Genomic DNA, 24,540 nt, shown 5'->3' with positions numbered 1-24,540 from the left:
GGGTCGGGGTTTGTTACTTCGTCAGATCTGTCCAGATCCGGGCATAGATCTGCTGCACTTCGGTCGGGCAGGTCACCTGGAAATGGGCGGCGGATTTGAACTCGGCCGGAATGTTCATTTCAGGTGCCTTCGGCAGCTCGGGATCCATGAAAGCTTCGGAACCGAGGATGGAGTTGGCATAACGCGTGTAGTTGGAGATCAGCGCCGCGTTTTCCGGCTCCATGATGAAGTTCAGGAAGAGCTTGGCATTGTCGACATTCTTGGCATCCGCGAGGATGGCGACATTGTCCTGCCAAAGCGAGAAGCCCTCTTTCGGGAAACCATAGGCGAAGCCGGGGTTCTCGGCGCGAATGCGCATCGTGGCGCCCGACCAGAAGATCGAGGCGTTGAGGTCTTCCTTGATGAATTTCTCGAAGCTCGCATAGTCGATCGAAGCCCAGAAGGGCTTGGCGGCCATCAGCTTGTCACGGGCAGCTTTCAGGATCGCCTTGTCGGTGGTGCAGGCCTCGCCGCCGACATAGTTGATCGCCATGTCGATGACGTCGTTCATCTGCGGCACGACGTTGATCTTGCCCTTCAGCTCTTCCGGTGGATCGAAGATGACGGCAGAGGTGTTGATGTCGCCCTTGTAGACCTTGGTGTTGACCATCACGCCGGTCGTACCCCAGACCCATGGTGCGGTATAGTGGCGGCCGCTGTCCCAGGAGACGTCGACCCATTGCGGATCAACGTTCTTGAAGTTGGACATCTGGCTGGGCTCGCTCTTCATCAAGAGGCCCTTCTCGATGTAGATCGGCACCACGGAGGCAGACGGCACGACGATGTCGAACCCGTGACCGCCGGCCTCGATCTTGGCCATCGCGGTCTCGTTGGAATCGTATTCGGTCAGCGTGACCTTCACGTCGTACTTTTCTTCGAATTTCTTGATCAAATCCGGCGGCGTATAGAGGCCGAAGTTGAAGATGTTCAGCTGCCCTTCGGCCAAAGCCGGGAGTGCCGTTGTCAACAGGAGACCTGTCGCCATCGCCAGTCTGGATGCATTGTTCATTGCGTTCTCCTCTGAAAGTTCAGTCTTTCTTTCGCGTTGCTACCCACGACCCGGCCACGATCAGCACGCTGATCAAAAGAAGAAGCGAGGAAATGGCGTAGATTTCTGAGGTGAGGTTCCGTCGGAGTTCACCCATCAGATAGGTCGGCAGGGTTTCCTGCCCTGGAGATTTCAGGAAATCGGTCATGACGAGGTCGTCGAGCGAAACCACGAACGCCAGCATGAAACCGGCCATGATCCCGGGCGCGAGCAACGGGAGCGTTACCCGCCGGAAGGCATAAAAACGGCTCGCATAGAGATCGGCGGCAGCCGTCTCGAGATTGAGATCCATGCTCGCCAGCCGGGCACGGATCGGCAGATAGGCGAAGGGAATGCAGAAGGTGGTATGGGCCGCGATCAGGAAGCCGAGCCCGGTATAACCCGTCGCCTGCTTGATCTGGCCGATGATGATCAGCAAGGCGATCGCCAGCACGATTTCCGGAACCATGAGCGGCTGGTTCAGAATGACATGCACGATCCCCTCACCGCGAAAGGCAGCCGTCCGGCTGGTGGCCAGGGCAGCCATCGTCGCCATGATGGTCGCAAGCACTGCCGCCGTCGTGGCAAGAATGAGAGAATTGACCGCCGCATCCATGAATGCCGCATTCTTCAGCGCCGCTGCGTACCACCGTAGCGAAAAGCCTTCCCAGTTGCCGATCACCTTGCCCGCATTGAACGAATAGGCAACCAGGATCCCCATGGGAATATAGAGGATGACGAAGCAGGTGATGGCCAGGAAGGCCGCACCGGGCAGCCGCTTGACGTTGAAAGTGCCCTCAGCCATGGCTGCGCTCCTTCTTGTCCGAGGTGATGCGCGTGTACCAGACCAGAGCCAACAGCACGAGAATGGTCAACGTGATGGCCAGCGCCGCACCCAAGGGCCAGTTACGCCCTTGGCCGAACTGCATTTCAATGAGATTGCCGAGCATCATCGATTTACCCCCACCCATGATGCGGGGTGTAACATAGGCACCCAGCGCCGGTACGAAGACCAGAATGGAACCCGCGATGATGCCGGGCCTGACCAGCGGCAGAATGACCCGGCGCAGGCAGTAGTATCGGGAGGCGTAGAGATCGTAGCTCGCTTCGGCCAGGGTGAAGTCGAACTTTTCGATGGCCGCGTAAACCGGCAAGACCATCAGGGGCAGGAAGACATAGGCCATGCCCAGAAGCACCGCGAAGTTGGTGAACATCAATTGGAGGGGCTCATGAATGACTCCGAGCGCCAGAAGGATGCGGTTCAGCACGCCTTCGGAGCGGATCATTTCCTGCACCGCGATGGTGCGGACCAGAAGATTGGTCCAGAAGGGTATGGTGATCAGGAACAGCCAGAAACCGCGCTGTGACAGGGGGCGGGTGGCAATGAACCACGCCGTTGGCAGGCCGAAAATCAGGGTAATAAGGGTGGTTGCGAGCGAGAGACCGACCGACCGGCCGAGGATGACCAGATTGGCATTGGACACCGTCACGGTGTCATCGAATATGTCCCGCTCGAAGAGGACGGAGAACCAGCCGTTTGTGGAGAAGATCCATTTGACATTGCCGAAATCGCCGGGGCTCAGGAATGAATAGAGGAGCACGACACCGAGCGGCAGGATCGAGAACAGCATGATCGTCACGATCGCGGGCATCAAGAGGCCCCAGCGGCGGGACGTCTCGGTCAGTTTCATGAACGCTCCTCCCCATCTGCAATAATCCGGAGCGCCTCGACAGGCAGCGCGACGGAGATCGCTTCACCTTCGGCGAAACTGCGCCCCCCGTTGAGGCTGTTCTGCACACGGGCGACGAGAGCCGTGCCATCGGGCAGAGCGAGATGCACGTGGCTGTCGGTGCCGAGGAAGACGACCTGCGTCACGGTTCCCGTGAGGTTGAGTGCATGGGGAAGGCTCGCCCCCAGCGCCACGTGTTCGGGACGCACCATCAGCGTCACAGGGCCATCCGCAGCACCTGGCATGGCAACCTGCGCCGCCCCGACATTGACCAGACCATTCGCGGCCCGACCGGACAGGAAGTTGGATTCTCCGATGAAGCCTGCGACGAAACGATTGGCCGGGTTTTTGTAGAGCTCGCCCGGCGTGGCGATCTGCTGAACGCGTCCACCGCTCATGACCGCAATCCGGTCAGACATGGTCAGGGCTTCTTCCTGGTCATGCGTCACGAAGATGAAGGTCAGACCGGTCTCGCGCTGCAGGCGCTTCAGTTCGACCTGCATCTCCTTGCGCAATTTCATGTCGAGTGCCGACAGGGGCTCGTCGAGAAGCAGGATCCGAGGCTTGGCGACGAGCGCCCGGGCAAGGGCCACCCGCTGCTGCTGTCCACCGGACAGTTCGACGCTCTTGCGGTGTTTCAGGTGCGACAGCTGAACCAGCGTCAGCATGGCATCCACGGCGGGGTCGATCTCGCTGCGGGGGCGGCCCAGAGCTTCAAGCGCAAAGGCGACATTCTGGCCCACGGTCATATGTGGGAACAGCGCATAGTTCTGGAACACGGTATTCACGGGCCGCCGGTTGGGCGGCATCGGGGCGATGTCTTCGCCGTCGAGCACCAGAGACCCGCTACTCGGGCTGCTGAACCCGGCGATCAACCGCAAAAGCGTGGTCTTGCCACAGCCCGAAGGCCCCAGAAGTGTGAAGAATTCGCCCTCAGCAATGGAGAAGCTTACTTCATGCAGCGCGGTGACAGTCCCGTTCCCATGACCGAACCGCTTGGATAGTTCTCGGATATCAAGCATGTGCCTCTCGTTCCCCAAAGGTCTTTGTAATATGCGTATTGACAAAATTTCTTTAGTCAATAAAATTTTTTATCGAAGCAAATATTTTATGGCGAAATGCTGATGACCGAACTGTCCAGTCATGTAACCTCAGGGGAGCCCGGGCTGAGAAGTCGGAAAAAGGCAAAGCGACGCGATGAGATCATAGCCGTCGCAAGGACGCTGTTTGATCAGCAAGGGGTCGACGCGACCACCATGGCTGACATCGCCGCAGCAGCCGGCATATCCCCGCCCACGGTGTTCAATTACTTCGGATCGAAGGATGGCGTTCTCATCGCGCTGATCAGCGAGGGTACGACGGAGGCCCGCGAAAGCGACCGGCACCAGCACTGGCGAGAAGGAACGGATCTTGGGGGCCTGCTGGTCGGGCTGTTCCTTCGTGTTTCGCGTCGCACTCTGGAGATCGCAGACAAACGGGTTTGGCGTTACGCGGAAGCGGCAGCCATTCGCCATCCAGACACCGAACTCGCAGTGCAATATCAGGGCGTTTCGGAAGCGTTGGTCGAGGTTGTCGGAGAATTCGTGGCGGATCTCGATATTCGAGCGAAGTCCGGAGAAGAAATCCCGCCGACTTTCGTCGCCAGGCTGTTCCACGATGTCTGGATGCCCTGCTTCATCAGCCTCATCACCAATGAAGACCAGAGCCTTGCGCAGCATGAAGCCGTTCTGCGGCGACGGATACTGCCACTCGTGACCCTGCTGTTCGACGAGCGCAGCATCCAGACTCCCAAGCGCAAAGGATAATCCGCATGACGGCATCGCTGCTCTTCATCAATGCCCGCGTCCTGACGATGGATGCAGGTAGACCGCATGCGAGTGCGCTTGCCGTTGCCGGCGATCGTATCCTTGCAGTCGGCGACGAGGGTGATGTTCGCGCGTTTGCCGGACCAGAGACCCGCATCATCGATGCCGACGGTGCGACCCTCATGCCGGGTTTCGTCGAAAGTCACCTGCACATCTTCTCCGGTGCCTATGGCCAAACCCTGCTGCAGCTTGCCGAGATCAGGGGCTTCGATGCCATGAAGGCGGCGGTTGCCGCTTTCGCCACCGCACGACCGGATGAAGGCCTTCTGTTCGCACAGGGCGCGGACTACGAAATCCTCGGCAAAGGCACCCGTCTCGATCGCCACGCACTTGACGCCATGTGTCCCGATCGGCCCCTGGCCGTCATGGCCTACGACTTCCATACGCTCTTTGCCAATACGGCGGCCCTCAAGGCGGCCGGCCTCCTGCACGGACGCGACCTGCCGGTTGGGAATGAAGTGGTCATGGGCGACGACGGCCTGGCGACGGGAGAACTGCGGGAGAAGTTCGCACTTCTCCCCGTTCTGGAACTGCGCACCTCAGGCGGACGCGAAATGCTCGGCATGTCCGGCATCGAACCACCTGTGGCGCCCACGGAAACGGAGTGGCGGGAGGACATGGACGTCCTGAAAGCCGGAATGCGTTTCGTCGCATCGAAAGGCATCACCTCCATCCACAATATGGACGGCAACCGGCACCTGATGGAACTGTTGCGCGACGTGGAAAAGGAAGGCGGATTGCTGGCCCGCAGCTCCGTCCCGTTTCATCTGACGCGCGAGATGCCGCTCGCTGAACTGGAACGCGCCTCCGCCATGACCCGCGACTTCACGGGAGACACGCTGACCTGCGGCCGAGTCAAGATCTTCGTCGACGGCGTGATCGAAAGCGGCACGGCGGCAATGCTGGCCGACTATGCCGACCGTCCGGGTCACAGGGGTGAGCCGATCTTTGACAGCGAGAGTTTCCGGGAAGCGGCAATCGAGGCGGATCGTCGCGGACTGCAGATTACCGTCCATGCCATCGGCGACGCAGCCGTGCGCATTGCACTCGATGGCTATCAGGCGGCCCGAGACGCGAACGGTTCCCGTGACAGTCGCCACCGCGTCGAGCACGTGGAAATGATCGACCCCGCCGATGTCCCGCGATTTGCTGAACTCGGCGTGATCGCCTCGTTCCAGCCGCTGCACGCGCCGGTCGGTGAGACACCGACATCTCGCAGCATCGGGGCGGAGCGCGCACCGCATGCCTATGCCTGGCGGACCCTTGCAGAAGCCGGGGCGACCGTTGCCTTCTCCTCGGATTGGCCGATCGTGCCGGTTGACCCGCTGCTTGGCATCCAGACGGCGCTTACCCGGGAACCGCACATCGCCGGATTGCCGGACCAGCGTCTGTCACTGCACCAGGTGCTCGAGGCCTTCACCTGCAACGGCGCCTATGCCGGTCATATGGAGCAGAAGACCGGCCAGCTGAAACCGGGCATGTTTGCCGACCTCGTGCTCCTGTCCGGCGACATCGAAACGACACCGGCGCAGAACATTGCGTCACTCGGCATCGCCATGACCGTCTGCAACGGAAGGATCACCCATGAAGCCTGAGGACGTCTCCGCCGACATGACCAGCCTCGGTGCCGGGGAGACACTGGGGCCACCGACCCTCGTCAAGGCTTGCGTAATCCGCGCGGATATCGGTCCTGCGATCGAATACACGACGACGGACGGCCACGTCCGTGCCTTCTTCCCCATTGCCGGCGGCGAAGCACGCGGCGCTGGCTGGATGGGACGCATCCTGCCGGGCGGTGCCGATTTCGCCATTGCCTTGCCGGATGGCTCCTATGCGATCGAGGCTCGGTACTTCCTCGAACTCGACGACGGCACACCGCTCATGGTCACCAATGCCGGCAAGATGGTTCGGCAAGCCGATGGCAGCTATCGCGGGCGGACCCGCGCCACGCTTGAGGTGCCAGAAGGTCCGCATGCGCATCTCGGCAAGCAGGTCTATTTTGGCACGGCACTGGCCGAGCCCGACGACCAGGACCACGTCTATATCGAGCTGTGGGCAGCGCCGATCTGAAGGCGAACGACGCACCCTTCGCCAGCTACGACGGCCGAAACCGTCAATCGGATCGGGCCGTTCTGGCAGCGTCCTGGAGGCTGAGGAAGGCACGGTAACGTCTTTCATGGATATCTGCGATGCCCCCGCCGCTCGGATCATATTGAGCGGCCATATGGGAAAGTGCGGCCATCGCATCGCGAACATCGGCGAAAGCACCTGCCGCTACGCTGCCAAGAATAGCCGACCCCAAAATCACAGGCTCGGCTGCAGCCGTTGCAACGACAGGCTTGCCGCACGCGTCAGCCAAGATCTGCCGAACAAGCGGACTTGCCCCGGCACCTCCGCTGATCACGACCCGCTCGACGGAAGCACCGGCCTTGGCCTGAGTTTCGATGATCTGACGCAATCCATAACCGATACCACAAAGGCCGGCGACGTAGAGCGCGACCAGATTGTCGAAGTCTCGCTCCATTCCGAGACCCGCGATGATCGCCCGGGCATGCGGATCGGCAAAGGGAGCACGGTTGCCGAGGAACTCCGGCACGACATGCAGACCGGCCGCAAGCGTAACCGCCTCTGACGCCGTAGAGACCTTGCCGGCTGCGATCCCGGCCATATAGGCCGGAAGTGCCTGGCCCGCTTCACGCGCCTGGGCGGCTGCTTCAGCGGCGGCCGGATGAAAGGACAGCAACTGATCGATCGCCGCACCGGCGGCACTCTGGCCACCCTCGTTCAACCAGAGACCGGGGACCATGGCGGAGTAATAGGGTCCCCAAACCCCCGGCACGAAGATCGGCTCGGCGGTGGAAGTCATGGTGCAGGACGAGGTGCCGAAGACGTAAGCCAGGTTTTCCGACGGATTTCCGCCGATGCCGACGGTGCCGATGCCGCCGGCATGGGCGTCGATCATCCCTGCGGCCACGGACGTACCGGGCGTCAACCCCATCGCTTCGGCCGCCGCCACGGTGAGCCCCCCCTCCAGGCGCGCGCCCGGCTCCACCATCTGCGTACCGATACGGGAAAAACTCTCGGCCGCGAATTCCTCGAGGCCGATCTTCTCGAAATAGCTCGCATCCCAGCGCGCCTCATGGGCGAGATAGGTCCATTTGCAGGTGACCGTGCAGGTCGAGCGGGAGAGATCGCCCGTCGATTTCCAGGTGAGAAAATCGGCCAGATCGAAAAACTGCCATGCGGCCGCAAAGGTCTCCGGCCGGTTCTCCTTGAGCCACAGGATCTTTGGCGTTTCCATCTCCGGCGAAATGCGCCCGCCTACATAGCGAAGCACATCGTGCCCCCCGGCATTGATCCGCTCGGCCTGGACTACGGCGCGATGGTCCATCCACACGATAATGTCGCGCTCGGCGTCTTCCGACGGACCGACAGCGAGCGGCATTCCCCCCTCGCCGAGCACGACGAGCGAGCAGGTCGCGTCGAATCCGAGCCCGATCACGTGCGCGGGATCAACACCCGACCAGGCGACCGCCTCGCGGATGGTGGTGCAGACAGCGCTCCAGATCTCCGTGCTCGACTGCTCGACGATCGAACCCGCCTCACGAAAGAGCGTGATGTCGCGCTTGGCGACGGACAGCATTTTGCCGGTAAGATCGAAAAGCCCCGCACGCGCGCTGCCGGTTCCGACATCGACGCCGATGACGTAGCGGGGCGCGCCCTCGGTCGAGTTCTGTGCTGGGGCCATGATCATCCGCTCGGTTGTTCGTATCAATTCGAAACCCTGGGACGCGCGATATCGTTCGAGCCTTCCGCTTCGGGACCCAATCCGTAGCTCATCCGCTTCATCTGGTCGATCACGCGCGACATTTCCTCATCGGACAGTATCGGAGGTTCACCCAGCGTCAGCACCTGCACATACATGCGTGACAGGGTCTCGACCTCGATCGCCAGCCACAGCGCCTGTTCCAGGTCCTTGCCGAGCGAAATCTGGCCGTGCTGACCAAGCAGGCAGGCGAGGCGGCCGTCGAGCGCCTTCAGGGCGTGATCCGAAAGCGCCTGGGTGCCAAAGGTGGCGTATTCCGCGCAGCGAACCGTCGTTCCGCCGGCAACGCCCACCATGTAGTGGAAAGCCGGAATGGTCTTGTGATGGCAGGCGAGCGTTGTGGCATACATCGAATGGCAATGCAGCACCACGTTGATATCAGGCCGGTTCTTCAGGATGTCGCGGTGGAAACGCCATTCGGAAGACGGTCTGCGGCCGACATAGGTGCCGTCGAAATCCATCTCCACGAGATCGTCCGGCGTCATGATGTCATAGGGCAGCGAGGATGGGGTGACCAGAAAACCCGTTCCAGAACGGACGGAGAGATTGCCGGCCGTGCCCTGATTGATGCCGCTGGAATTCATCCTTCGGCAGATCTCCACCATCTTGCGACGCAGGTCGTGGTTTTCAGTATCCGTCATGGGAATGTCCTTTCAGAAGAAGGTTTTGCCTGGCGGGCAAGTTCACGCCAGCGTCGGTGATAGGAGGTCGTGATATCAGGGGGCGCCTGGAAAACGTCGGCGCTGCGCAGATGCAGACTGTCGGAAGCGCTGCTCGTGCCGTGGGATGCGAGAAGTGCCGCACCCGTCGCAACGCCATAGGCGTCGAGATTGAAAAGCGTCTCGCCCCTGCCGCGAAAGGCGGCGACCAGAGGGGCAAACAAGGGGTCCTTCAGATAGGTGCCGTCAAGAACTGCCGTTCCCTCGACCTTCAAGGCATCCAGACACTCGGCCGAGAGTTGAGCCACGTAGATGAGTGCCAAGGCACGGCGCTCGACGGCGCTCTGTGGTTCGGGCCCGACGACATGCCCGAGCCGCGCACTGCCGGGGAAAAATCCATCGCCGTCGCCGAAGCTTGGCACCGCCATGGTACCACGCCCGATCAGCACGATCACCGTGGCAGTGTCGACGGCAGCACTTCCGGTGCCCTCACCTGCAACATGAACGAACTCCCGGCCACCCATGGCCAGTGCACCGGCAACCGGATGCCCGAACACGTCGCTGTTGATCGTCATGCCAGCCGCTTCATCGAGATCATCCAGCCGGGTCCTGCGGCTCATGCCGACAATCCAGGTGCCGGTGGACAGGATCGCGGCATCGGTCAGACCGGCAGCCTGGTAGCGGTAGAGATTGGCGCTGCTATCGTGGATGCCGACAAGCACGTCGAGGGCGCGCGGCAGTCCGAAGCGCTGGGCCAGAGCCGGACGCACAGGACCAAGGCTGGACCAGGCCGGTGCGAAGGGAGGCAGCAGACGTTCCCACCCCCTCGTCGTGACGATCGGCGTCGGGCTGTTGTCCGGGATGTTCCACAGATGTGATTGTGCGCCGAGGCATGAGGCTTCCGAAACGGCACTTCCCGTCATCCGCCAGGCCCAATATTGCGGCAGGCAAAGGAACCAGTGGGCGGTCGCGAAGCGCTCCGGTTCGGCCATCTCCATCCACAGCATCTGACGTGCCTGATGGGTCGCGCCGTGCATGATCGCACTGCCACGATCACGAAAGGATCCGGCAAGCGGCGCATAGGCCTCCCGAACCGCGGACGGCAAGGGCTGTTCATAGTCGATCATCGGCAGCACCGCGCCATCCCCTGCATCGGGATCGGAACCGACCAGCACACCACCGGAACCATGGGCGGCAGACACGAAAGTCTTGATCGGATGCCGGCGGGCGAGCGTGGCAAGTCCTTCGAACACCCAGTCGCCAAGTGCTGCGAGATCGTGGTGCTGCCACGGCGGGCCGGGCCGGACGGGATTTGCAATGGAGAGTGTCTCCACCACGTCACCCGTCGCCGTCATGGCGTTCAGCTTCACATTGGTCTTGCCGACGTCGAGGACGCAGATGCTGGCTGATGCCGTGTGATCAATCATCCTCGCCCCCCGGTGAACGTTGGGAGAATGCCTGCGGATCGAAATCTTTCATGGCGCTCCCGTCTCCCTCAGTTGGCGAGCCGCAGGTCCGGATCGGCACTACCCTCGATGATCGCGACGCCGTTTGGCAGATCGTTCTCCTCCAGCTTGAACCGGATCTGCTCCGGCGAAAGACCGTATCCCTGCCAGCGTTCCGTGAGACGCCGCCGAAGCTCCGCCTGCGTCACATCGACGAATACGGCAAAGTCGAAGATCGGCTTCAACCTGTCCCAGGGTGGCTGCCGCAGCAGCAGATAGTTCCCCTCGCAGAGGATGATCCCGGTCCCACGGTCGATCAGCCGTCCGCCTGCCCGTGCGATCTCGATCTGGCGGTCGAAGACGGGCACCGCGATCGTCTCCTCGGCGTTCTCCTTCAGTCGCAGCAGCATGTGCCTCAAGCCATGGGCATCAAATGTGTCGGGTGCACCCTTGTGGGCTCGCCGTCCCATCGCGTCGAGCACATGGTCGTCGTAATGGTAGCCATCCATCGGGAAGACAGCGGCAAGACCCGGCCGGTCACGGTTGATGCAGTCGGCGACGGCTTCGGCAATCGTCGACTTTCCCGATCCGGGCGCGCCGGCAATGGCAAGCAGGACCCGCGCACCGCCCCTGTCCGCATGCAACCTCAGGGCTTCCCGAGCCAGTATGCTTATATTGTCTTCGATCGCCGCCATCGACAGCACTCCCTGGCGAGGTCGGACCCGGCAAAATGCCGGATGCCGACAGATCTCTTCCTATCGATCAGATGAGGCCGTATTGCGCAGCCTTGTTGCGCAGGAAGGGAAGGCCATTGTCCATCACCTCTTCCATGTCGCGCGCCACCGGCCGCCAGACGGCAAGCCCGTAGGCCACTTCGGGCGGCATGTTGATGAAGCTTTCCATGGCGAGCCCGCCCTTGAAGCCGATGGCAGCAAGCGTTGCGTAGATCTCGTCCCACGGCACATTGCCGTATCCGGGCGTGCCGCGATCACTTTCCGAGAGGTGGATATATTTCAGGTGGTCGCGCGCGACGAGAATGCCGTTCGCCGCACCCTTTTCCTCGATATTCATGTGGTAGGTATCGAGATGCACGAAGACATTGTCGGCACCCACCCGCTCGACGACATCGACCGCCTGCTGCGCCGAATTGACCAGGTGGTTCTCGTAGCGGTTCACCGCCTCGACGCCGAGCTGTATGCCGAAGCGCTTGGCATGCTTGGCAGCTGCATCCAGAACGCGGGTGATATTGTCGTATTCGGCCTTGGTCGGCGGCACGCCTGTCCGTTCGCCGATCCCGCCATAGATGACGCCCGAAAGCGCTTCGCCGCTCATCTCTGCGGTCTTTTCGATCGCGACCTTCAGATGGTCGATCGCCGCATCCGGACGGACCGAGGCCCAGGCGCTCTCCGGTAGCCCGAGCGAGCAGACGGCCCTGAGCTTGTTCTTTTCCAGAAGATCGCGCGTATGCTTCGCATCGACGGCCGGTGCGTTGAGCAGGGCGATCTCGATGAAATCCATCTTGTAGTGAACGGCCCCCGCGATCGCCTTTTCCGCGCCTGCGCGATCCCAGTTCATGGTCCACATGCTCGTGTGAACGCCAAAGCCTTCCATAACCATACTCCTCTATTTGTTTTTCTTAATGAATTTGACCGAAACCCAGCGCAGCATCATCACGGCGATGAGCAGCAGCCCCCAGAAGGCCGTCGCGAGATGCTGGTTTGCACCGAGCAGATTGAGCCCCGACGACAGCAGTTGCAGGACGACGAGGGCGACAAACACCGGGATCACCCGTCCGAAGCCGCCGAAGGGATTGATGCCGCCAAGGAAACAGGCGAGCACCGTGATGAGCAGGTAAGATTCGCCATGGCCGACGCGCACGGAGTTGAAGCGTGCGAGCATGATGATCCCGGCAATTGCCGCGATCGCCCCGGACAGCACATAGACGAGCACCAGCACCTTGCGCGTATTGATGCCGGAATAGCGGGCGGATTCGATATTGGAGCCGATCATATAGGTCGAAAATCCGAGCTTCGTCCGCGACAACACGACGTGTGTCGCGGCCACGCAGCCAAGAAGGATCAGCAGCGGCACCGGCATTCCGAGTATGCTGCCATGGCCGATCGGCGCGACGAAGCTCGGGAAGCCCGAGATATCGCCGCCACGGGTCAGAAACTCGCCGAGACCGCGCAGGAAGATCATCATCGACAATGATACGAGGATTGGGTGGGCCCGGGTAAACGCGATGACCAGCCCCATCACCAGTCCGCTGGCCGCTCCGACACCGATGGCAAGCACGGATCCGAGAACGAACGCCGCCGGACCGGCATCGATGCCACCATTCGCTTGCAGAACCCAGGCGAGCGTCAGACCCGCAATGTTGGCGGTGAAGGTGATCGCAAGGTTGAGGCCACCAGTCAGGATCGGCATCAGCATGGCGAGCGTCAGGATCCCGAGTTCCGGCAGCTGGAACGCAACGGACCCGAAGGTGGCGGCGGTAAAAAACTGCGGCGAAGCGAGGCCGAAGACGATCAGCACCGCAAGGAGTGCGGCAAGTGGCCCGGCCATGTCAGGCCCGAAGATGGCGTTGAAACGTGCGACGAGCCTATTCATGCCGCCCCTCCCTTTGAATCGGTATCGGACAGAGCCTGTTTGCGCGGACCGAAAAGCCCATCAAGGCGTCCGCTCGACAACGTGATGGCGACGAGGATGATCGCGCCGACAATCATCTTGAAGGCGAAGGGCGATACGCCCATCAGGTTCAGGCCGTTCTGGGTGATCGACACCAGCAGCACCCCGAGCACGCAGCCCATGACCGAGCCCTTGCCGCCGCCCAGGCGGGCACCGCCCAGAACCACGGCGGCCAGCACGTCGAGTTCCCGGCCATAAAGGGCATTGGGCACCACTTCCTGGGCATAATGCGCCTGCATCAGCCCCGCGATGCCGGCCATCAGTCCGAGCCAGCCAAAGGCGATATACTGCATCGCGCCAACATTGATGCCGAAGCGGCGCGCCCCTTCCGGATTGTCGCCAAAGGCATAGAGCTGACGGCCGGTCGTGGTCCGCGTGACGAAGAGCCATGTTGCGACGACGCAAATCAGCATGACGACGACGGGAAGCGTGATTTCAGCCCAGCTGCCGTCGGCCATCTCCCGCTCATAGACAATCACGCGCGTCGTCAGCCAGTCGGGCAGGTTGTAGATCGACACCCCCTTGGTGAAGAACATCAACAGACCGAAATAGACATTGAAGGTCGAAATCGTCGCAACGATCGAGATGATGTTGAAGCGGTGGATCAGGAAGGCATTGATCAGTCCGAGAGCGATACCGAACACTGAGGCGATGAGCAGCCCCGAGATCCAGTCGCCGCCGCCGATCTGGGCGAGTGCAAGCGCGGTCGCGTACTGCACGACCGAAGCCGCCACGGCAAACGAGATGTCGATGCCGCCTGCGATCAGCACCACGAGCAGGCCAACGGCGAAGATGATGTTGACCGCACTGATGTTCAGCAGGTCGAAGGCATTGCCGAGGGTGAAGAAGCGATCGGTCAGGAACGAAAGCGCAAGGCTCATCGCCGCGATCACCAGGATCAGGACCATTTCGGTCGTATGGGAAACGAGCAGCTTACGCATAGACGGCCGCCTCCATATCCGTGAGCGTCGTCATGCGCGGATCATAACTCGCCTTGATCCTCCCCTTGTCCATATGCAGGACCCGGTCGGCATTGAAAAAGACTTCCGGCACTTCGTCCGAAATAAGGATGATGGCGAGCCCGGCCTCGGCAAGACGAGCCACGATCTCGAAGATGCCGGCCCGCGCGCCGACATCGACGCCCACGGTCGGGGCATCGAGGATCAGGACCCGCGGGTCCGTGGCCAGCCATTTGGCAATTGCCACCCGCTGTTGATTGCCGCCCGAGAGCGTGGAAATCGCGTCTTCGGGACGTCCAATCTTGACGCCAAGGTCAGCAATCCAGCGTGAGACGAGTGCCTTCTTGTGATCAGGTGCGATCAGCCCGCGGCGCATGATGCGGTTCAGAGACGCCATCACCAGGTTGTCGGCAATCGATTGCGGTTGATTGAGGCCGAGCGCCAGCCTGTCCTCGGAAAGATAGGCGATACCGGCCGAGATCGCCTCCCGGTTCGACGCAAATGACAGCGGCCGCCCATCGAGACGGATCTGCCCCGCATCCGGACGTCGCATGCCGAAGAGGGTCAGTGCGAGTTCTGTGCGCCCCGACCCCAGAAGGCCGGTGATGCCGAGCGTTTCCCCGCGACGCAGATCGAAACTGATCTGCGAAAACTCCCCGTCCCGGCTCAAACCCTCGACGGAAAGCACCACCGGCTCTTTCCCCATGTCACGGGCGCGCACATTCTGATCGAAGGTACGACCGGTCATCAATTCTGTGACCTTCGACTGGGTCATGCCTTCGACCGGGTAGACGCCGACGAGTTTTCCATCCCGCAGCACGGTCAGGCGCTGCGAGATTTCCAGAACCTCGGCCAGCCGGTGGCTGACGAAGACGACCGCCACGCCCGACGCGGAGAGATTACGCACGATGTCGAGCAGATAGTCCGTTTCGGTCTGGGTAAGCGAAGCCGTTGGTTCGTCCATGAAGACGATCCGGGCGTCCCCGACCAGTGCGCGCGCGATGGCGACGATCTGCCGTTGCGCAATGGCGAAATCCTTGAGCGGCCGGTCGACATCGAAGGTCACGCCAAGTCGGGCGAGCGCCTTCTCTGCAATGTCCCGGATCCGCGTATAATTGACGAGCCGTGGCGTGGCACCAGACAGCGTCTGGAAGGCAATGTTTTCGGCCACCGTCATTTCGGGAAACAGGGCAAGATCCTGCCAGATGACCTGAATGCCGAGAGACTGCGCCTTGCCGGGGCTCATCTGTGCGACGGGCTCTCCGTCGAACACGATCTCGGCGCCGGGCGCCGGACGATAGACGCCGGTGATCACCTTGATGAGCGTGCTTTTGCCGCATCCGTTTTCGCCGGCCAGGCAGTGCACTTCACCGGGCATCACCTCGAACGAGACGTCTTTCAGGGCCTGCACGCCTCCGAACGTCATGTTGATGCCGCGCAACGAGAGAAGCGGCCGGGCCACCTTGCCCTGATCCGTCACGGTATTCATGGAAGAACCTGTCTGCTGTCATGCCGGGTTGGGTCCGGTGTCCGGCTAAGGGCTGCCGGACACCGGTTGCTCAGCGAAGATCCGGAGCTGCAGGGGGCTACAGGTCCGGAACCGGGGAGGTCTTTCGCTGGATCAGAGCCCCATGGCCGCGAGTTCGTCGACGGTATCCTTGTTGATCGCCAGCAGCTGGTCGACGATGATGTCGTTGCCAGCCGGCTTGATCACGCCGAGACCCGGGATGTCGTCGCCTTCCTTGATGCTTTCACCCTTGATCAGGCGGTCCGCCATGGTGACGAACACTTCGCCAGCCTGCTTCGGATTCCACATGAAGCCGCCGGCAATGGCATCGGCCTTGATCAGCTTCTGGCCCTGGCCTGGCGAGAAAGGACCGATGACGAAGATCTCGCCTGTCTTGCGGCGTTCTTCGACGGCACGGCCGGCACCGATCGGGCCCTGGCTGCCGAAGGCGAGGAAGCCCTTGAGATCCGGATGCGCCGCGATCAGATCGAGCGCGGTGGAGCGGCTCTTGTCGACATCTTCTGCGACACCGTAGCGATCGCCGACCAGCTTCATGTCGGGATAATTCTTCTGGAGATAAGCGATGGCCGCATCTGCCCACGCGTTGTGGAGCGGGACGGTGAGCGAGCCGACATAAACGGCATATTCGCCCTTGCCGCCCATCTTCTCGGCAAGCAGCTTGGCATGCGCTTCACCGAAACCTGTCGATGACGCGAGTTCGAAATTCCAGTCGGCGCCCTTCTGCGAGGGCGATTCATGCGTCACAACCTTGATGCCGGCCGCTTGCGCCTTTTGAAGTACGGGCTCAAGCACCTTGGCATCGTTCGGAACCACGCCGATCACCTTGACGCCCTGGGCGATCAGGTCTTCGATGGCACGGACCTGCAGAGCCGGGTCCGCACTGGTCGGGCCGACCATGAAGGCGTCGATCCCGAGCTTCTGCCCCTGTTCCTTGATGCCGGCCTCCATGGCATTGAACCACGGAATGCCACCGATCTTCACGACGACGCCGACTTTCGGCGCATCGGCCGCGTAGGCGACAACGGCACCGGCAAGCGAAAGCGATGCGGCAAGAGCCGCCACGATAAGCCTTTTCATGTTCTCTCCTCCTCAAGGATCGTCAAAAACGATCTCCACCCGCAGCCTTCGCTCACGGACGTCTCAGGTTTCCTCTTGGCCCGGGAATACCCTTGCCTCCCATCGCCTCCTCCGGCGAACCACCCTGCACAATCGATGTTTCTTTTTTGCACAATCGATGGTGCAATCAATATCCGACAAGGTTACACTTTCGTCAAGAGGGGAATTTTCCTAAAGAAGGCCGGCAGGGAGACGCAGATGAGTGACATGGGGAAAAAGAAGGCGACGATCTATGACCTTTCGGTCCTTTCGGGATGCTCGCCATCGACCGTGAGCGCCGTCTTGAACGGCAGCTGGCGCAAACGCCGCATCAAGGAAGCGACCGCGCAGCTCATCCAGGGGCTCGCGGAAGAGCATCAATACACCGCGAATTTGCAGGCCCGGGGACTACGCTCCTCGCGTTCCGGCCTTGTCGGCCTGCTGCTGCCCATCCATGACAACCGCTACTTTTCGTCCATGGCACAAACCTTCGAGGCGGAGGTCAGAAGCCGCGGGCAGTGCCCCGTCGTTGTCAGCGCATGCCGTGACCCTGAAGAAGAGCGGCAGATCGTCGAAACCCTTATTTCCTATTCGATCGATGAGCTGTTCATCGCCGGTGCCACGGATCCGGATGGCGTGCACGAAGTTTGCATCAAGGCGGGCCTCAGGCATGTCAACATCGACTTGCCCGGCACACGCGCGCCCTCGGTGATCTCCGACAATTTTGAAGGTGCGCGCATGTTGACCCGCGCCATCATCGAGCAGGCCCAGCAGGACGGTGCGGTCCCGATCACCGCAGACGAGGTCTACCTCTTCGGCGGTCGTGACGACCATGCGAGCCGCGAACGCATTCGTGGCTTCCGCGACATCAAGATCGCGATGCTCGGAGAGAGCCCGGAAGCCTGCATCCAGCCGACAGGTTACTCCCCCGCCATGACAGCGCGCGCCTTTGAAACATTCTATGAATCCCATGGCAAACTGCCACGGTGTTTCTTCGTCAACTCCTCGATCAACCTCGAAGGCCTGATGCGCTTCCTCGGACAGCATCCACACGAGACCTTCGCCGACATCGTGGTCGGCTGCTACGACTACGACCCGTTCGGATCATTCCTGCCCTTCCCCGTTTACATGATCCGGCAGGACAGCGAGGCCATGATTGCCGAGGGTTTCCGGATCCTCGACTCCACACGCCCTCCGGCGATCACGCATCTCATTCAGCCGATGCTGGTGCCTCCAAGGACCGCGCTCACCGGACCGCTTGATGCCCTGAAGGACATCGACTGAAGGCAGGTTGCGCTTGCCCCGGTGACGGGCAAGTTCTGCAACCCGCTGAATTGGCGGCCCATTTTCGTGCCGCGTTTGTCTCAACTCCAAAATTCGAAACCTGCCGCCGGTCGCGATCCGCCACGCGTCCGCGCGCTCCCTTGCCCTGCCCTGCGGCATATCGGGCATGGCGCGTGCGGTGGCCTCGATCACCCGGAATTGAGCACGATTGACAATCGACGCAACTCTCAAATAGTCTCCCTATCATTTGATAGGGAGACTCAAATGGGAGAGCAGACTATGAAAACATCGACACAGGGAGACGCCAGCCAACTGGCTGACCTCGGGTTCAAACAGGAGTTGAAGCGCGATATCGGGTTGTTCTCGGTATTCTCGATCGGCGTGGCGACAGTGGCGCCCGTCGTCGGCCTCTACGCGATCTTCTCGCTTGGAATTCAGCTGACGGGACCGGCCTGGATCTGGCTGCTTGTTCTGTCCTTGGCCGGCCAGTTGACGGTTGCCTTTGTCTATTCGGAACTGGCGTCCGAGTTCCCGGTGGCGGGTGGGCCTTATCACTGGACGAGCCGGCTCGCGGGCAAGGGCTATGGCCTGGTCACCGGCATTATCTATGCCCTGGCGGTCACCGCCGCCTTGGCGACCGTTGCCTATTTGGCAGCCCCGTGGGTCAGCCTGCTCTTGACCGGGACCGAACCCAAGGGAATTGCACGAGCGGCTATCGCGATGGGGCTGCTTCTGGCCGCGCTCATCGTCAATGCCCGCGGCATACGCCTCGCGTCGTTCCTGGTGAACATCGGCATTGCGGCAGAGGTCCTGGGTTCGCTCGGCATCGGCCTCGTCCTGATCCTGTTCTTCCAGAACCAGCCGGTCAGCCTCCTTGTCGAGAACCTTGGTACGGCCCCGACGCTCGCAACCTATCTGACCGCACTTGCCGTATGCGGCTGGGCCTTTGTCGGCTTCGACGCCAGCGCCTCGGTCGCCGAGGAGACGGCCGGCGCCGGCAGCAACATTCCAAGAGCCATCATGGGGGCGACGGCCACCGTCGGCGCGCTCGTGGTCCTCGTTGCCGCAGCCATCACCCTGGCCAGTTCGAACGTCCAGGCGCTGGTCGCCGGAGAGATTGCCGATCCCGTGACGGCGGCGGTGACCGAAAACCTCGGCGCCTGGTCCGAACGACCGTTTTACGCGATCGTCGTCACCACCTTCATGGCCTGCATCGTTTCCATGCAGGCCTATACGGGCCGCATCGTTTTCGGCCTGGCCCGTGACGGAGCACTGCCCGGCTCCAAAAAGCTTGCCGGCGTGAGCACTGGCAGCAAGGTGCCCCTCGCGGCGATGGCACTGGTAACGGTGGTGGCGGGTCTCGCCCTGCTGCTCGGCTTGAATGACCAGGCGATCGGCACGATGATTTCCTTCGGCACGATGGGGCTTTATGCCACCTTCTTCCTGGTGGTAGCAGCCGCGCTCTATGCGCGGGCAAGCGGACGATGGAACCCGGCAGGCGCATTTCGCTCTGGCGCGCTCGGCATGCCCATAAACACCATCGCCTTTCTCTGGCTGGCCTTTGAAACCGCCAACATCGCGTGGCCACGTCCCGAACTCGCACCCCCCGGAGCCTCAAGCCTGCTGGTGGCCGCACCGCTCATCATCTTCGCGCTTGTCACGGCTTTCGCGATCATCCTCGCCACCCTGAGACACAAGGAACAAAAATGACCTTCATCACCCAAGCAGGGCTCGTGCTTCTGTCCATCGGCGGGATCTCCGGAATGTTGCTCTCCGTCGCTCTGGACAAGCCAAAGGGCTGGTTTGCGATCAGGCAGATCTCGCGCCTTCGCCAGGGTCACGTCGATGCTTTGATCATCGGAACCGTTCTGCTGGCATTGGGCTATGGCGCCACAATGCTGCACCCGGCCATTGGCTGGCTGCTCATCGTAAGCGGTTTCTATACGGCAATCGGCACCGGCGCCCTTGCCTGGTGGCCCGATTGGCCGACGCGCACCCGCCTCGTCTGGTGGCTGGACTTCTGTTCCCTGTCCACCTTCGCATTCGGACTGACGGCTGCGGCCGTTTCCTCCTTTCTTTATCCATGAGGTCAATCCATGACGAAACTTCACATCATTCAAGACACGCCGCCGCTCCTTGATCTCGACGCGGCGATCGCCATGGCGCAGCAGGCCATTCGGGTCGCGGCGCAGGATGGCGCAGATCTCGTAGTCTTCCCCGAAACCTGGTTGGGAGGATATCCGTCCTGGGTATTCGGCATGGCAGGCTGGGACAGCGCAGAGGCCCGCCACTGGTTCGGAAAACTGGTCGAGGCCAGTCTCGTCCTCGACAGCGCTCCGGGACGCGCCCTTTGTGATGCCGCACGCGAAGCGGGCATCACGGTGGTCATGGGCATCAACGAGCGCGCCCGGTCTTCGGCGTCGATCCTGTTCAACAGCATGATCACCATTGGCCCGGACGGCACGCTGCTCAATGTCCACCGCAAGCTCCTGCCGACGCACACGGAACGAAACGTCTGGGCACCCGGCGATGCTGCCGGACTGTTGGCCGTCGACACTCCGGCGGGGCGCATCGGAGGCCTGGTCTGCTGGGAGCACTGGCATCCCCTCGCCCGGCACGCTCTTCATGCCTCAGACGAGCAGATCCATATTGCCGCATGGCCGGACATGCCGATCTCGCATCAATTGGCCTGCCGGACATATGCCTTCGAAGGTCGTTGCTTTGTGGTAAGCGCCGCCACCTACCTCCCCGTCGCGCGTGTGCCGGAAGCGCTCCGCGAGGCGTTCATATCAGGTCTTGGCGGCGAGGATGGCCTCAAGGGCGGCTCGGGGGTCGTCGGCCCGGACGGCGAATTCCTCGTCGGCCCTGTATTCGGCGGCGAGACAGTCGTTGCGACAATTGATCTTGCCGACACGATCCGCTTTAAGCACGATCTTGATGTCGTAGGCCACTACGATCGCAGAGACGTCTTCAACCTGACCGTCAACAGACGCCGGGAGATCGGAGGCGCGGTCTAACGCAGGAGAAGCCTCATGGAAACAGCCGATACGAGACAGGAAATCCTGATCCAGGCATCGAAGCTGTTCAAGAGGCTGGGCTACCGCGCCACCACCACACGTGAGATCGCGAAGGCTGTGAATATCAAGCAGCCTTCGCTCTTCCACCACTTCCCCAACAAGAAGGCGATTGTCGAAGAAATCTTCGCCCTGAGCCTGAATGAAGCCGCCATCCGGATCGATGAGGCATGCCGTCAGCAGGGTTCAGTGTCTGAACGTCTGCACCAATACCTGGTCTGGGATTTTTCCAGTCTCCACCGCATGCCGATGGCCATGTCCGCCATCTATACCGGCGACGCCCTCAAGAGCCCCGAACTGGCCGAATTGGCCGACAAGCTCAAAGCATTTTATCGCTCTCTCGAAGACCTGATTGCCCAGGGCATTCGCAGTGGCGAGTTCGTCGAGATCGACCCCGCGCTGGGCCGACTGATGGTCGCCAGCATTACCATCGCCCATCTTGAATATGCCGAAGAGGCGGTGATCGAAGACCCCGACCGCTTGGCACGCGAGGGCGCTGATTTCGTCTTGCGCGCGTTTCGACGTCCCGAACAGGCCTAACCGCCGGCATCGGATCGTCGCGTCAGACGAAAGCGTGCGTCGTCTGCGGTTCGAAGCTCAACCAAGCCTGATCGCCCCGGCTGATGCTGGAGATTGCCTCGTGCCCGAAGGGCAGGCGCACGGACAGGCTCTCGCCATTGCCCGTCTGCGTACTCACCTCGACATTGTTGCCGAGGAAGGTGATGTCGTTGATCGTCACGGCCAGACCATTGTCGATCCGCGCGCTGGACAGTGACAGGCGCTCCGGCCGCAGCAGCAGCGAAGCCGACTTGCCGGCCGCCTTGCCGGCATGCATCGGCACGCCGTCGACGACAGTGCCGCCTGGCAGCGAGAGCTTGGCCTTGCCATCCGCCGCCGAAAGCACCTCCGCATTGATGAAATTGCTGTCGCCGATAAAGCCCGCGACGAAATGCGTGGCCGGGTTGGCATAGAGTTCCTGACCGGTGCCGATCTGGTCGATCTCACCCTGGCTGAAGACAGCGATCCGGTCGGAGAGCCGCAGCGCTTCTTCCTGGTCGTGGGTGACATAGAGAATGGTCACGCCGGTTTCCTGGTGAATGCGGCGGATCTCGAACTGGATCTCCTCGCGCAGCTTCTTGTCCAGTGCCGAAAGCGGCTCGTCCATCAGGAGGACCGGCGGATTGTAGACAAGCGCACGGGCAAGCGCCACGCGCTGCTGCTGGCCACCGGACATCAGCGCCGGCTTGCGATCTTCGAAGCCTTCGAGCCGCACCAGCTTGAGGGCCTTCCTGACCCGCTCGGTGACCTCCGCCTGGCCGACACGACGGATGCGCAAGGGGAAGGCGACGTTTTCACCGACGCTCAGGTGCGGGAAGAGCGTGTAGCGCTGGAAGACCATGCCGATATTGCGCTTGTGCGACGGGGTCGAAAGAAGGCTCTGACCTTTGAGCAGGATGTCGCCATCTGTCGGATCCTGGAAGCCGGCGAGGATGTAGAGCGTCGTCGACTTGCCCGATCCGGAGGGACCCAGAAATGTCATGAACTCGCCCTCGGCCACGTCCATGGTGACATCCTTGACGGCGGTGAAGGCACCGAAGGTCTTACGGATGCCGCGAATGCTGAGAAAGGGTTCGGTCATTTGCTACGTCCCTTGCGGAAAAGTGCGGCCAAAACCATCAGGAGAATGGTGAAGGCGATGAGGAGAGTGGAAGCAGCCGCGATCACCGGCGTCAGGTCCTGGCGCAACGTCGCCCAGATCTTGACCGGCAAAGTCTGCAGGGTCGGGCTCGCCATGAAGATCGCCAGCACAACCTCGTCCCAGGAGGCGAGGAAGGAGAAGACTGCAGCGGCAAAGATGCCGTGGCTGACGGCCGGTACAGTCACCCGCAGCCGGGCCTCCCATGGGCTTGCGCCACACAGAATGGCCGCATCCTCGATCGAACGGTCAAAGCCCTCGAGAGCATTGCCGATCGAGATGATCGAGAACGGCAACGCGATCAGAAGATGCGCAATAACAAAGGCGAAAGTCGTCCCTGCGAGGCCGAGCTTGAGGAAAAGCGCGTAGAGCGAGACAGCCAGCACGACGACCGGCAGGATCATCGGTGTCAGAAACAGGGCTCTGAGTGCATCGCGACCGTAAAAATCGCGGCGGTTCAGCCCGAGGGCGGCCAGGAAGCCGATGACCACGGAGAGCACGGTGACGATCGAGGCGATCTTCAGGCTCGTCCAGGCCGAATAGAGCCAGCGCGGATCAGCGAAAAGGTCGTGATACCACTTCAGCGTCCAGGACGGCGGCGGGAAAATCAGCCATTGCGACGAGCCAAATGAGAGCGCTGCAATGAAGGCGATCGGCAGGATCAGAAACAGACAGACCAACGCCGTCAGACCGATCAGGACGATTTTGAGGCCGCCGAGCTTATCGAAATCGAGCAGCATGCTTCACCCTGCCTTGTTCGGATTGAAGTAGCGCAGTTGCACGGCGTAAAGCGCGAGCGTGACGACGAGAAGGACCAGCGCCGCAGCGCCCCCCATCCCCCAATTCACCAGCGACTGGACGAATTGCGCGACGAGTTCGGCAAGCATCATGTTCGCGGTCCCTCCAAGCAGTGCGGGCGTGACGAAGTAACCGAGCGACATGACGAAGACCATCAACGCACCGGAGGCGACGCCGGAAGCCGAAAGCGGGAGGAGCACCCGAACAAAACACTGCCAGCGATTGGCGCCACAGAGTGCTGCGGCCCTCAGGGTGGCTGGATCGATCGAACGGATCACACCGATCAGCGGCAGGATGACGAAGGGCAGCATGATGTAGGTCATGCCGATAGTGACGCCGACGAGGTTGTTGACGAGTGCCAGCGGCTTGTCGATCAACCCCAACCCGATCAGCGTCTTGTTGATCACCCCGGTGCGCTGCAAGAGAACCATCCAGGCATAGGTGCGCGCGAGGAGATTGGTCCACATCGACAGGATAATGATGGCAAGCACAATGCGCGACCAGCGCTCGGGCATGATGGCCAGCAACCAGGCGACGGGATAGCCGATGACGACCGAGATGAGTGTCACCAGACCTGCCACGATAAACGTATTGAGAAAGATGCGCAGATAGGTGGTCGACCCGAGAAGCGCCTCGTAATTCTGAAGTCCGAGTTCCGGCTCGAGAATGCTGCGCAACAGCAGCATCAGCACGGGCACGATGAAGAACAAAAGCACGAGCAGAAAGGCCGGCATCAGATAGCCGAATGCCCCGTCCCGTTTGGACGGCTTGGCGCCACCGCCGATTTTTGCCGCTAAGGTCATGTCTGGTCTTCCGGTGTTCGCGGT

General features: G+C 61.5%; 24 protein-coding genes. 8 read left to right on the top strand and 16 right to left on the bottom strand.

Annotated features, from left to right (window positions below):
* Positions 1-13: 13 nt before the first annotated feature.
* From DFO46_RS00765 to DFO46_RS00750, 4 genes are read right to left on the bottom strand one after another with little or no spacing between them, the layout of a single operon-like run.
* Complete coding sequence (locus tag DFO46_RS00765) at positions 14-1,048, bottom strand: extracellular solute-binding protein (RefSeq protein WP_205908173.1); 1,035 nt, start codon at positions 1,046-1,048, stop codon at positions 14-16.
* A gap of 19 nt (positions 1,049-1,067) precedes the next feature.
* The gene (locus DFO46_RS00760; protein WP_110792429.1) at positions 1,068-1,871 is read right to left on the bottom strand and encodes an ABC transporter permease; all 804 of its coding nucleotides are present in this window, start codon (positions 1,869-1,871) and stop codon (positions 1,068-1,070) included.
* Positions 1,864-2,757, bottom strand: coding sequence for an ABC transporter permease (locus tag DFO46_RS00755; RefSeq protein WP_120275993.1), 894 nt, complete (start codon positions 2,755-2,757; stop codon positions 1,864-1,866). The genes DFO46_RS00760 and DFO46_RS00755 overlap by 8 nt, the downstream gene beginning before the upstream one ends.
* Entirely contained in the window at positions 2,754-3,818 is a 1,065-nt protein-coding gene (locus DFO46_RS00750) for an ABC transporter ATP-binding protein (protein ID WP_120275992.1), read from the bottom strand. The genes DFO46_RS00755 and DFO46_RS00750 overlap by 4 nt, the downstream gene beginning before the upstream one ends.
* Positions 3,819-3,914: 96 nt before the next feature.
* On the opposite strand from DFO46_RS00750, the gene DFO46_RS00745 reads away from it, so the two are divergent.
* Genes DFO46_RS00745 through DFO46_RS00735 form a run of 3 tightly spaced genes read left to right on the top strand, consistent with a single transcriptional unit; the run spans position 3,915 to position 6,731 of the window.
* A complete protein-coding gene (locus tag DFO46_RS00745; RefSeq protein ID WP_120275991.1) occupies positions 3,915-4,601 on the top strand; it encodes a TetR/AcrR family transcriptional regulator in 687 nt (228 codons plus the stop codon).
* Between the two features lie 5 nt (positions 4,602-4,606).
* Positions 4,607-6,256, top strand: coding sequence for an amidohydrolase (locus DFO46_RS00740; protein ID WP_120275990.1), 1,650 nt, complete (start codon positions 4,607-4,609; stop codon positions 6,254-6,256).
* Positions 6,246-6,731 carry a DUF3237 family protein gene (locus tag DFO46_RS00735; RefSeq protein ID WP_210210616.1) on the top strand — a complete coding sequence of 162 codons (486 nt, stop codon included), beginning with the start codon at positions 6,246-6,248 and terminating at the stop codon, positions 6,729-6,731. Before DFO46_RS00740 ends, DFO46_RS00735 begins: the two co-directional genes overlap by 11 nt.
* Before the next feature lie 43 nt (positions 6,732-6,774).
* Here the strand turns inward: DFO46_RS00735 and DFO46_RS00730 are convergent, their stop codons facing one another.
* The 9 genes from DFO46_RS00730 to DFO46_RS00690 all read right to left on the bottom strand — a co-directional run bounded on the left by DFO46_RS00730 (position 6,775) and on the right by DFO46_RS00690 (position 16,843).
* Positions 6,775-8,409: an FGGY-family carbohydrate kinase gene (locus tag DFO46_RS00730; protein WP_120278087.1), complete on the bottom strand. Its 1,635-nt coding sequence runs from the start codon at positions 8,407-8,409 to the stop codon at positions 6,775-6,777.
* Between the two features lie 23 nt (positions 8,410-8,432).
* Positions 8,433-9,128, bottom strand: a complete 696-nt coding sequence (locus tag DFO46_RS00725) for a class II aldolase/adducin family protein (RefSeq protein ID WP_120275989.1) — start codon at positions 9,126-9,128, stop codon at positions 8,433-8,435.
* Positions 9,125-10,573, bottom strand: a complete 1,449-nt coding sequence (locus DFO46_RS00720; protein ID WP_120275988.1) for an FGGY family carbohydrate kinase — start codon at positions 10,571-10,573, stop codon at positions 9,125-9,127. Before DFO46_RS00720 ends, DFO46_RS00725 begins: the two co-directional genes overlap by 4 nt.
* Before the next feature lie 68 nt (positions 10,574-10,641).
* A complete protein-coding gene (locus DFO46_RS00715) occupies positions 10,642-11,286 on the bottom strand; it encodes a nucleoside/nucleotide kinase family protein (protein WP_120275987.1) in 645 nt (214 codons plus the stop codon).
* A 67-nt stretch (positions 11,287-11,353) separates the two neighbouring features.
* Positions 11,354-12,202, bottom strand: coding sequence for a sugar phosphate isomerase/epimerase (locus DFO46_RS00710; protein ID WP_120275986.1), 849 nt, complete (start codon positions 12,200-12,202; stop codon positions 11,354-11,356).
* Between the two features lie 12 nt (positions 12,203-12,214).
* Positions 12,215-13,201 (bottom strand): ABC transporter permease, encoded by a 987-nt coding sequence (locus DFO46_RS00705; RefSeq protein WP_120275985.1) that lies wholly within the window; start codon positions 13,199-13,201, stop codon positions 12,215-12,217.
* Positions 13,198-14,220 (bottom strand): ABC transporter permease, encoded by a 1,023-nt coding sequence (locus tag DFO46_RS00700; protein ID WP_110792418.1) that lies wholly within the window; start codon positions 14,218-14,220, stop codon positions 13,198-13,200. The genes DFO46_RS00705 and DFO46_RS00700 overlap by 4 nt, the downstream gene beginning before the upstream one ends.
* Complete coding sequence (locus tag DFO46_RS00695) at positions 14,213-15,727, bottom strand: sugar ABC transporter ATP-binding protein (protein WP_120275984.1); 1,515 nt, start codon at positions 15,725-15,727, stop codon at positions 14,213-14,215. The genes DFO46_RS00700 and DFO46_RS00695 overlap by 8 nt, the downstream gene beginning before the upstream one ends.
* A gap of 132 nt (positions 15,728-15,859) precedes the next feature.
* Positions 15,860-16,843: an autoinducer 2 ABC transporter substrate-binding protein gene (locus DFO46_RS00690; RefSeq protein WP_110792416.1), complete on the bottom strand. Its 984-nt coding sequence runs from the start codon at positions 16,841-16,843 to the stop codon at positions 15,860-15,862.
* Positions 16,844-17,080: 237 nt separating this feature from the next.
* Here DFO46_RS00690 and DFO46_RS00685 point away from each other — a divergent pair, with 237 nt between their 5' ends.
* From DFO46_RS00685 to DFO46_RS00665, 5 genes are all read left to right on the top strand, one after another.
* Positions 17,081-18,145: a LacI family DNA-binding transcriptional regulator gene (locus DFO46_RS00685; RefSeq protein WP_120275983.1), complete on the top strand. Its 1,065-nt coding sequence runs from the start codon at positions 17,081-17,083 to the stop codon at positions 18,143-18,145.
* Between the two features lie 279 nt (positions 18,146-18,424).
* A complete protein-coding gene (locus tag DFO46_RS00680) occupies positions 18,425-19,855 on the top strand; it encodes an APC family permease (RefSeq protein WP_183041815.1) in 1,431 nt (476 codons plus the stop codon).
* Entirely contained in the window at positions 19,852-20,232 is a 381-nt protein-coding gene (locus DFO46_RS00675) for a hypothetical protein (RefSeq protein ID WP_120275981.1), read from the top strand. Before DFO46_RS00680 ends, DFO46_RS00675 begins: the two co-directional genes overlap by 4 nt.
* A 9-nt stretch (positions 20,233-20,241) precedes the next feature.
* Entirely contained in the window at positions 20,242-21,162 is a 921-nt protein-coding gene (locus DFO46_RS00670) for a carbon-nitrogen hydrolase family protein (RefSeq protein WP_110792412.1), read from the top strand.
* 15 nt (positions 21,163-21,177) lie between these two features.
* Positions 21,178-21,759, top strand: coding sequence for a TetR/AcrR family transcriptional regulator (locus tag DFO46_RS00665; protein WP_120275980.1), 582 nt, complete (start codon positions 21,178-21,180; stop codon positions 21,757-21,759).
* Between the two features lie 22 nt (positions 21,760-21,781).
* Here the strand turns inward: DFO46_RS00665 and DFO46_RS00660 are convergent, their stop codons facing one another.
* Genes DFO46_RS00660 through DFO46_RS00650 form a run of 3 tightly spaced genes read right to left on the bottom strand, consistent with a single transcriptional unit; the run spans position 21,782 to position 24,516 of the window.
* Positions 21,782-22,858, bottom strand: coding sequence for an ABC transporter ATP-binding protein (locus tag DFO46_RS00660; RefSeq protein ID WP_120275979.1), 1,077 nt, complete (start codon positions 22,856-22,858; stop codon positions 21,782-21,784).
* A complete protein-coding gene (locus DFO46_RS00655; RefSeq protein WP_120275978.1) occupies positions 22,855-23,655 on the bottom strand; it encodes an ABC transporter permease in 801 nt (266 codons plus the stop codon). Before DFO46_RS00655 ends, DFO46_RS00660 begins: the two co-directional genes overlap by 4 nt.
* Before the next feature lie 3 nt (positions 23,656-23,658).
* Complete coding sequence (locus DFO46_RS00650) at positions 23,659-24,516, bottom strand: ABC transporter permease (RefSeq protein WP_110792408.1); 858 nt, start codon at positions 24,514-24,516, stop codon at positions 23,659-23,661.
* Between the last annotated feature and the right edge of the window lie 24 nt (positions 24,517-24,540).

This window comes from Rhizobium sp. AG855 (assembly GCF_003610655.1).
GTDB lineage: Bacteria > Pseudomonadota > Alphaproteobacteria > Rhizobiales > Rhizobiaceae > Allorhizobium > Allorhizobium wuzhouense.
This window is presented reverse-complemented; position numbering and strand designations above follow the sequence as displayed.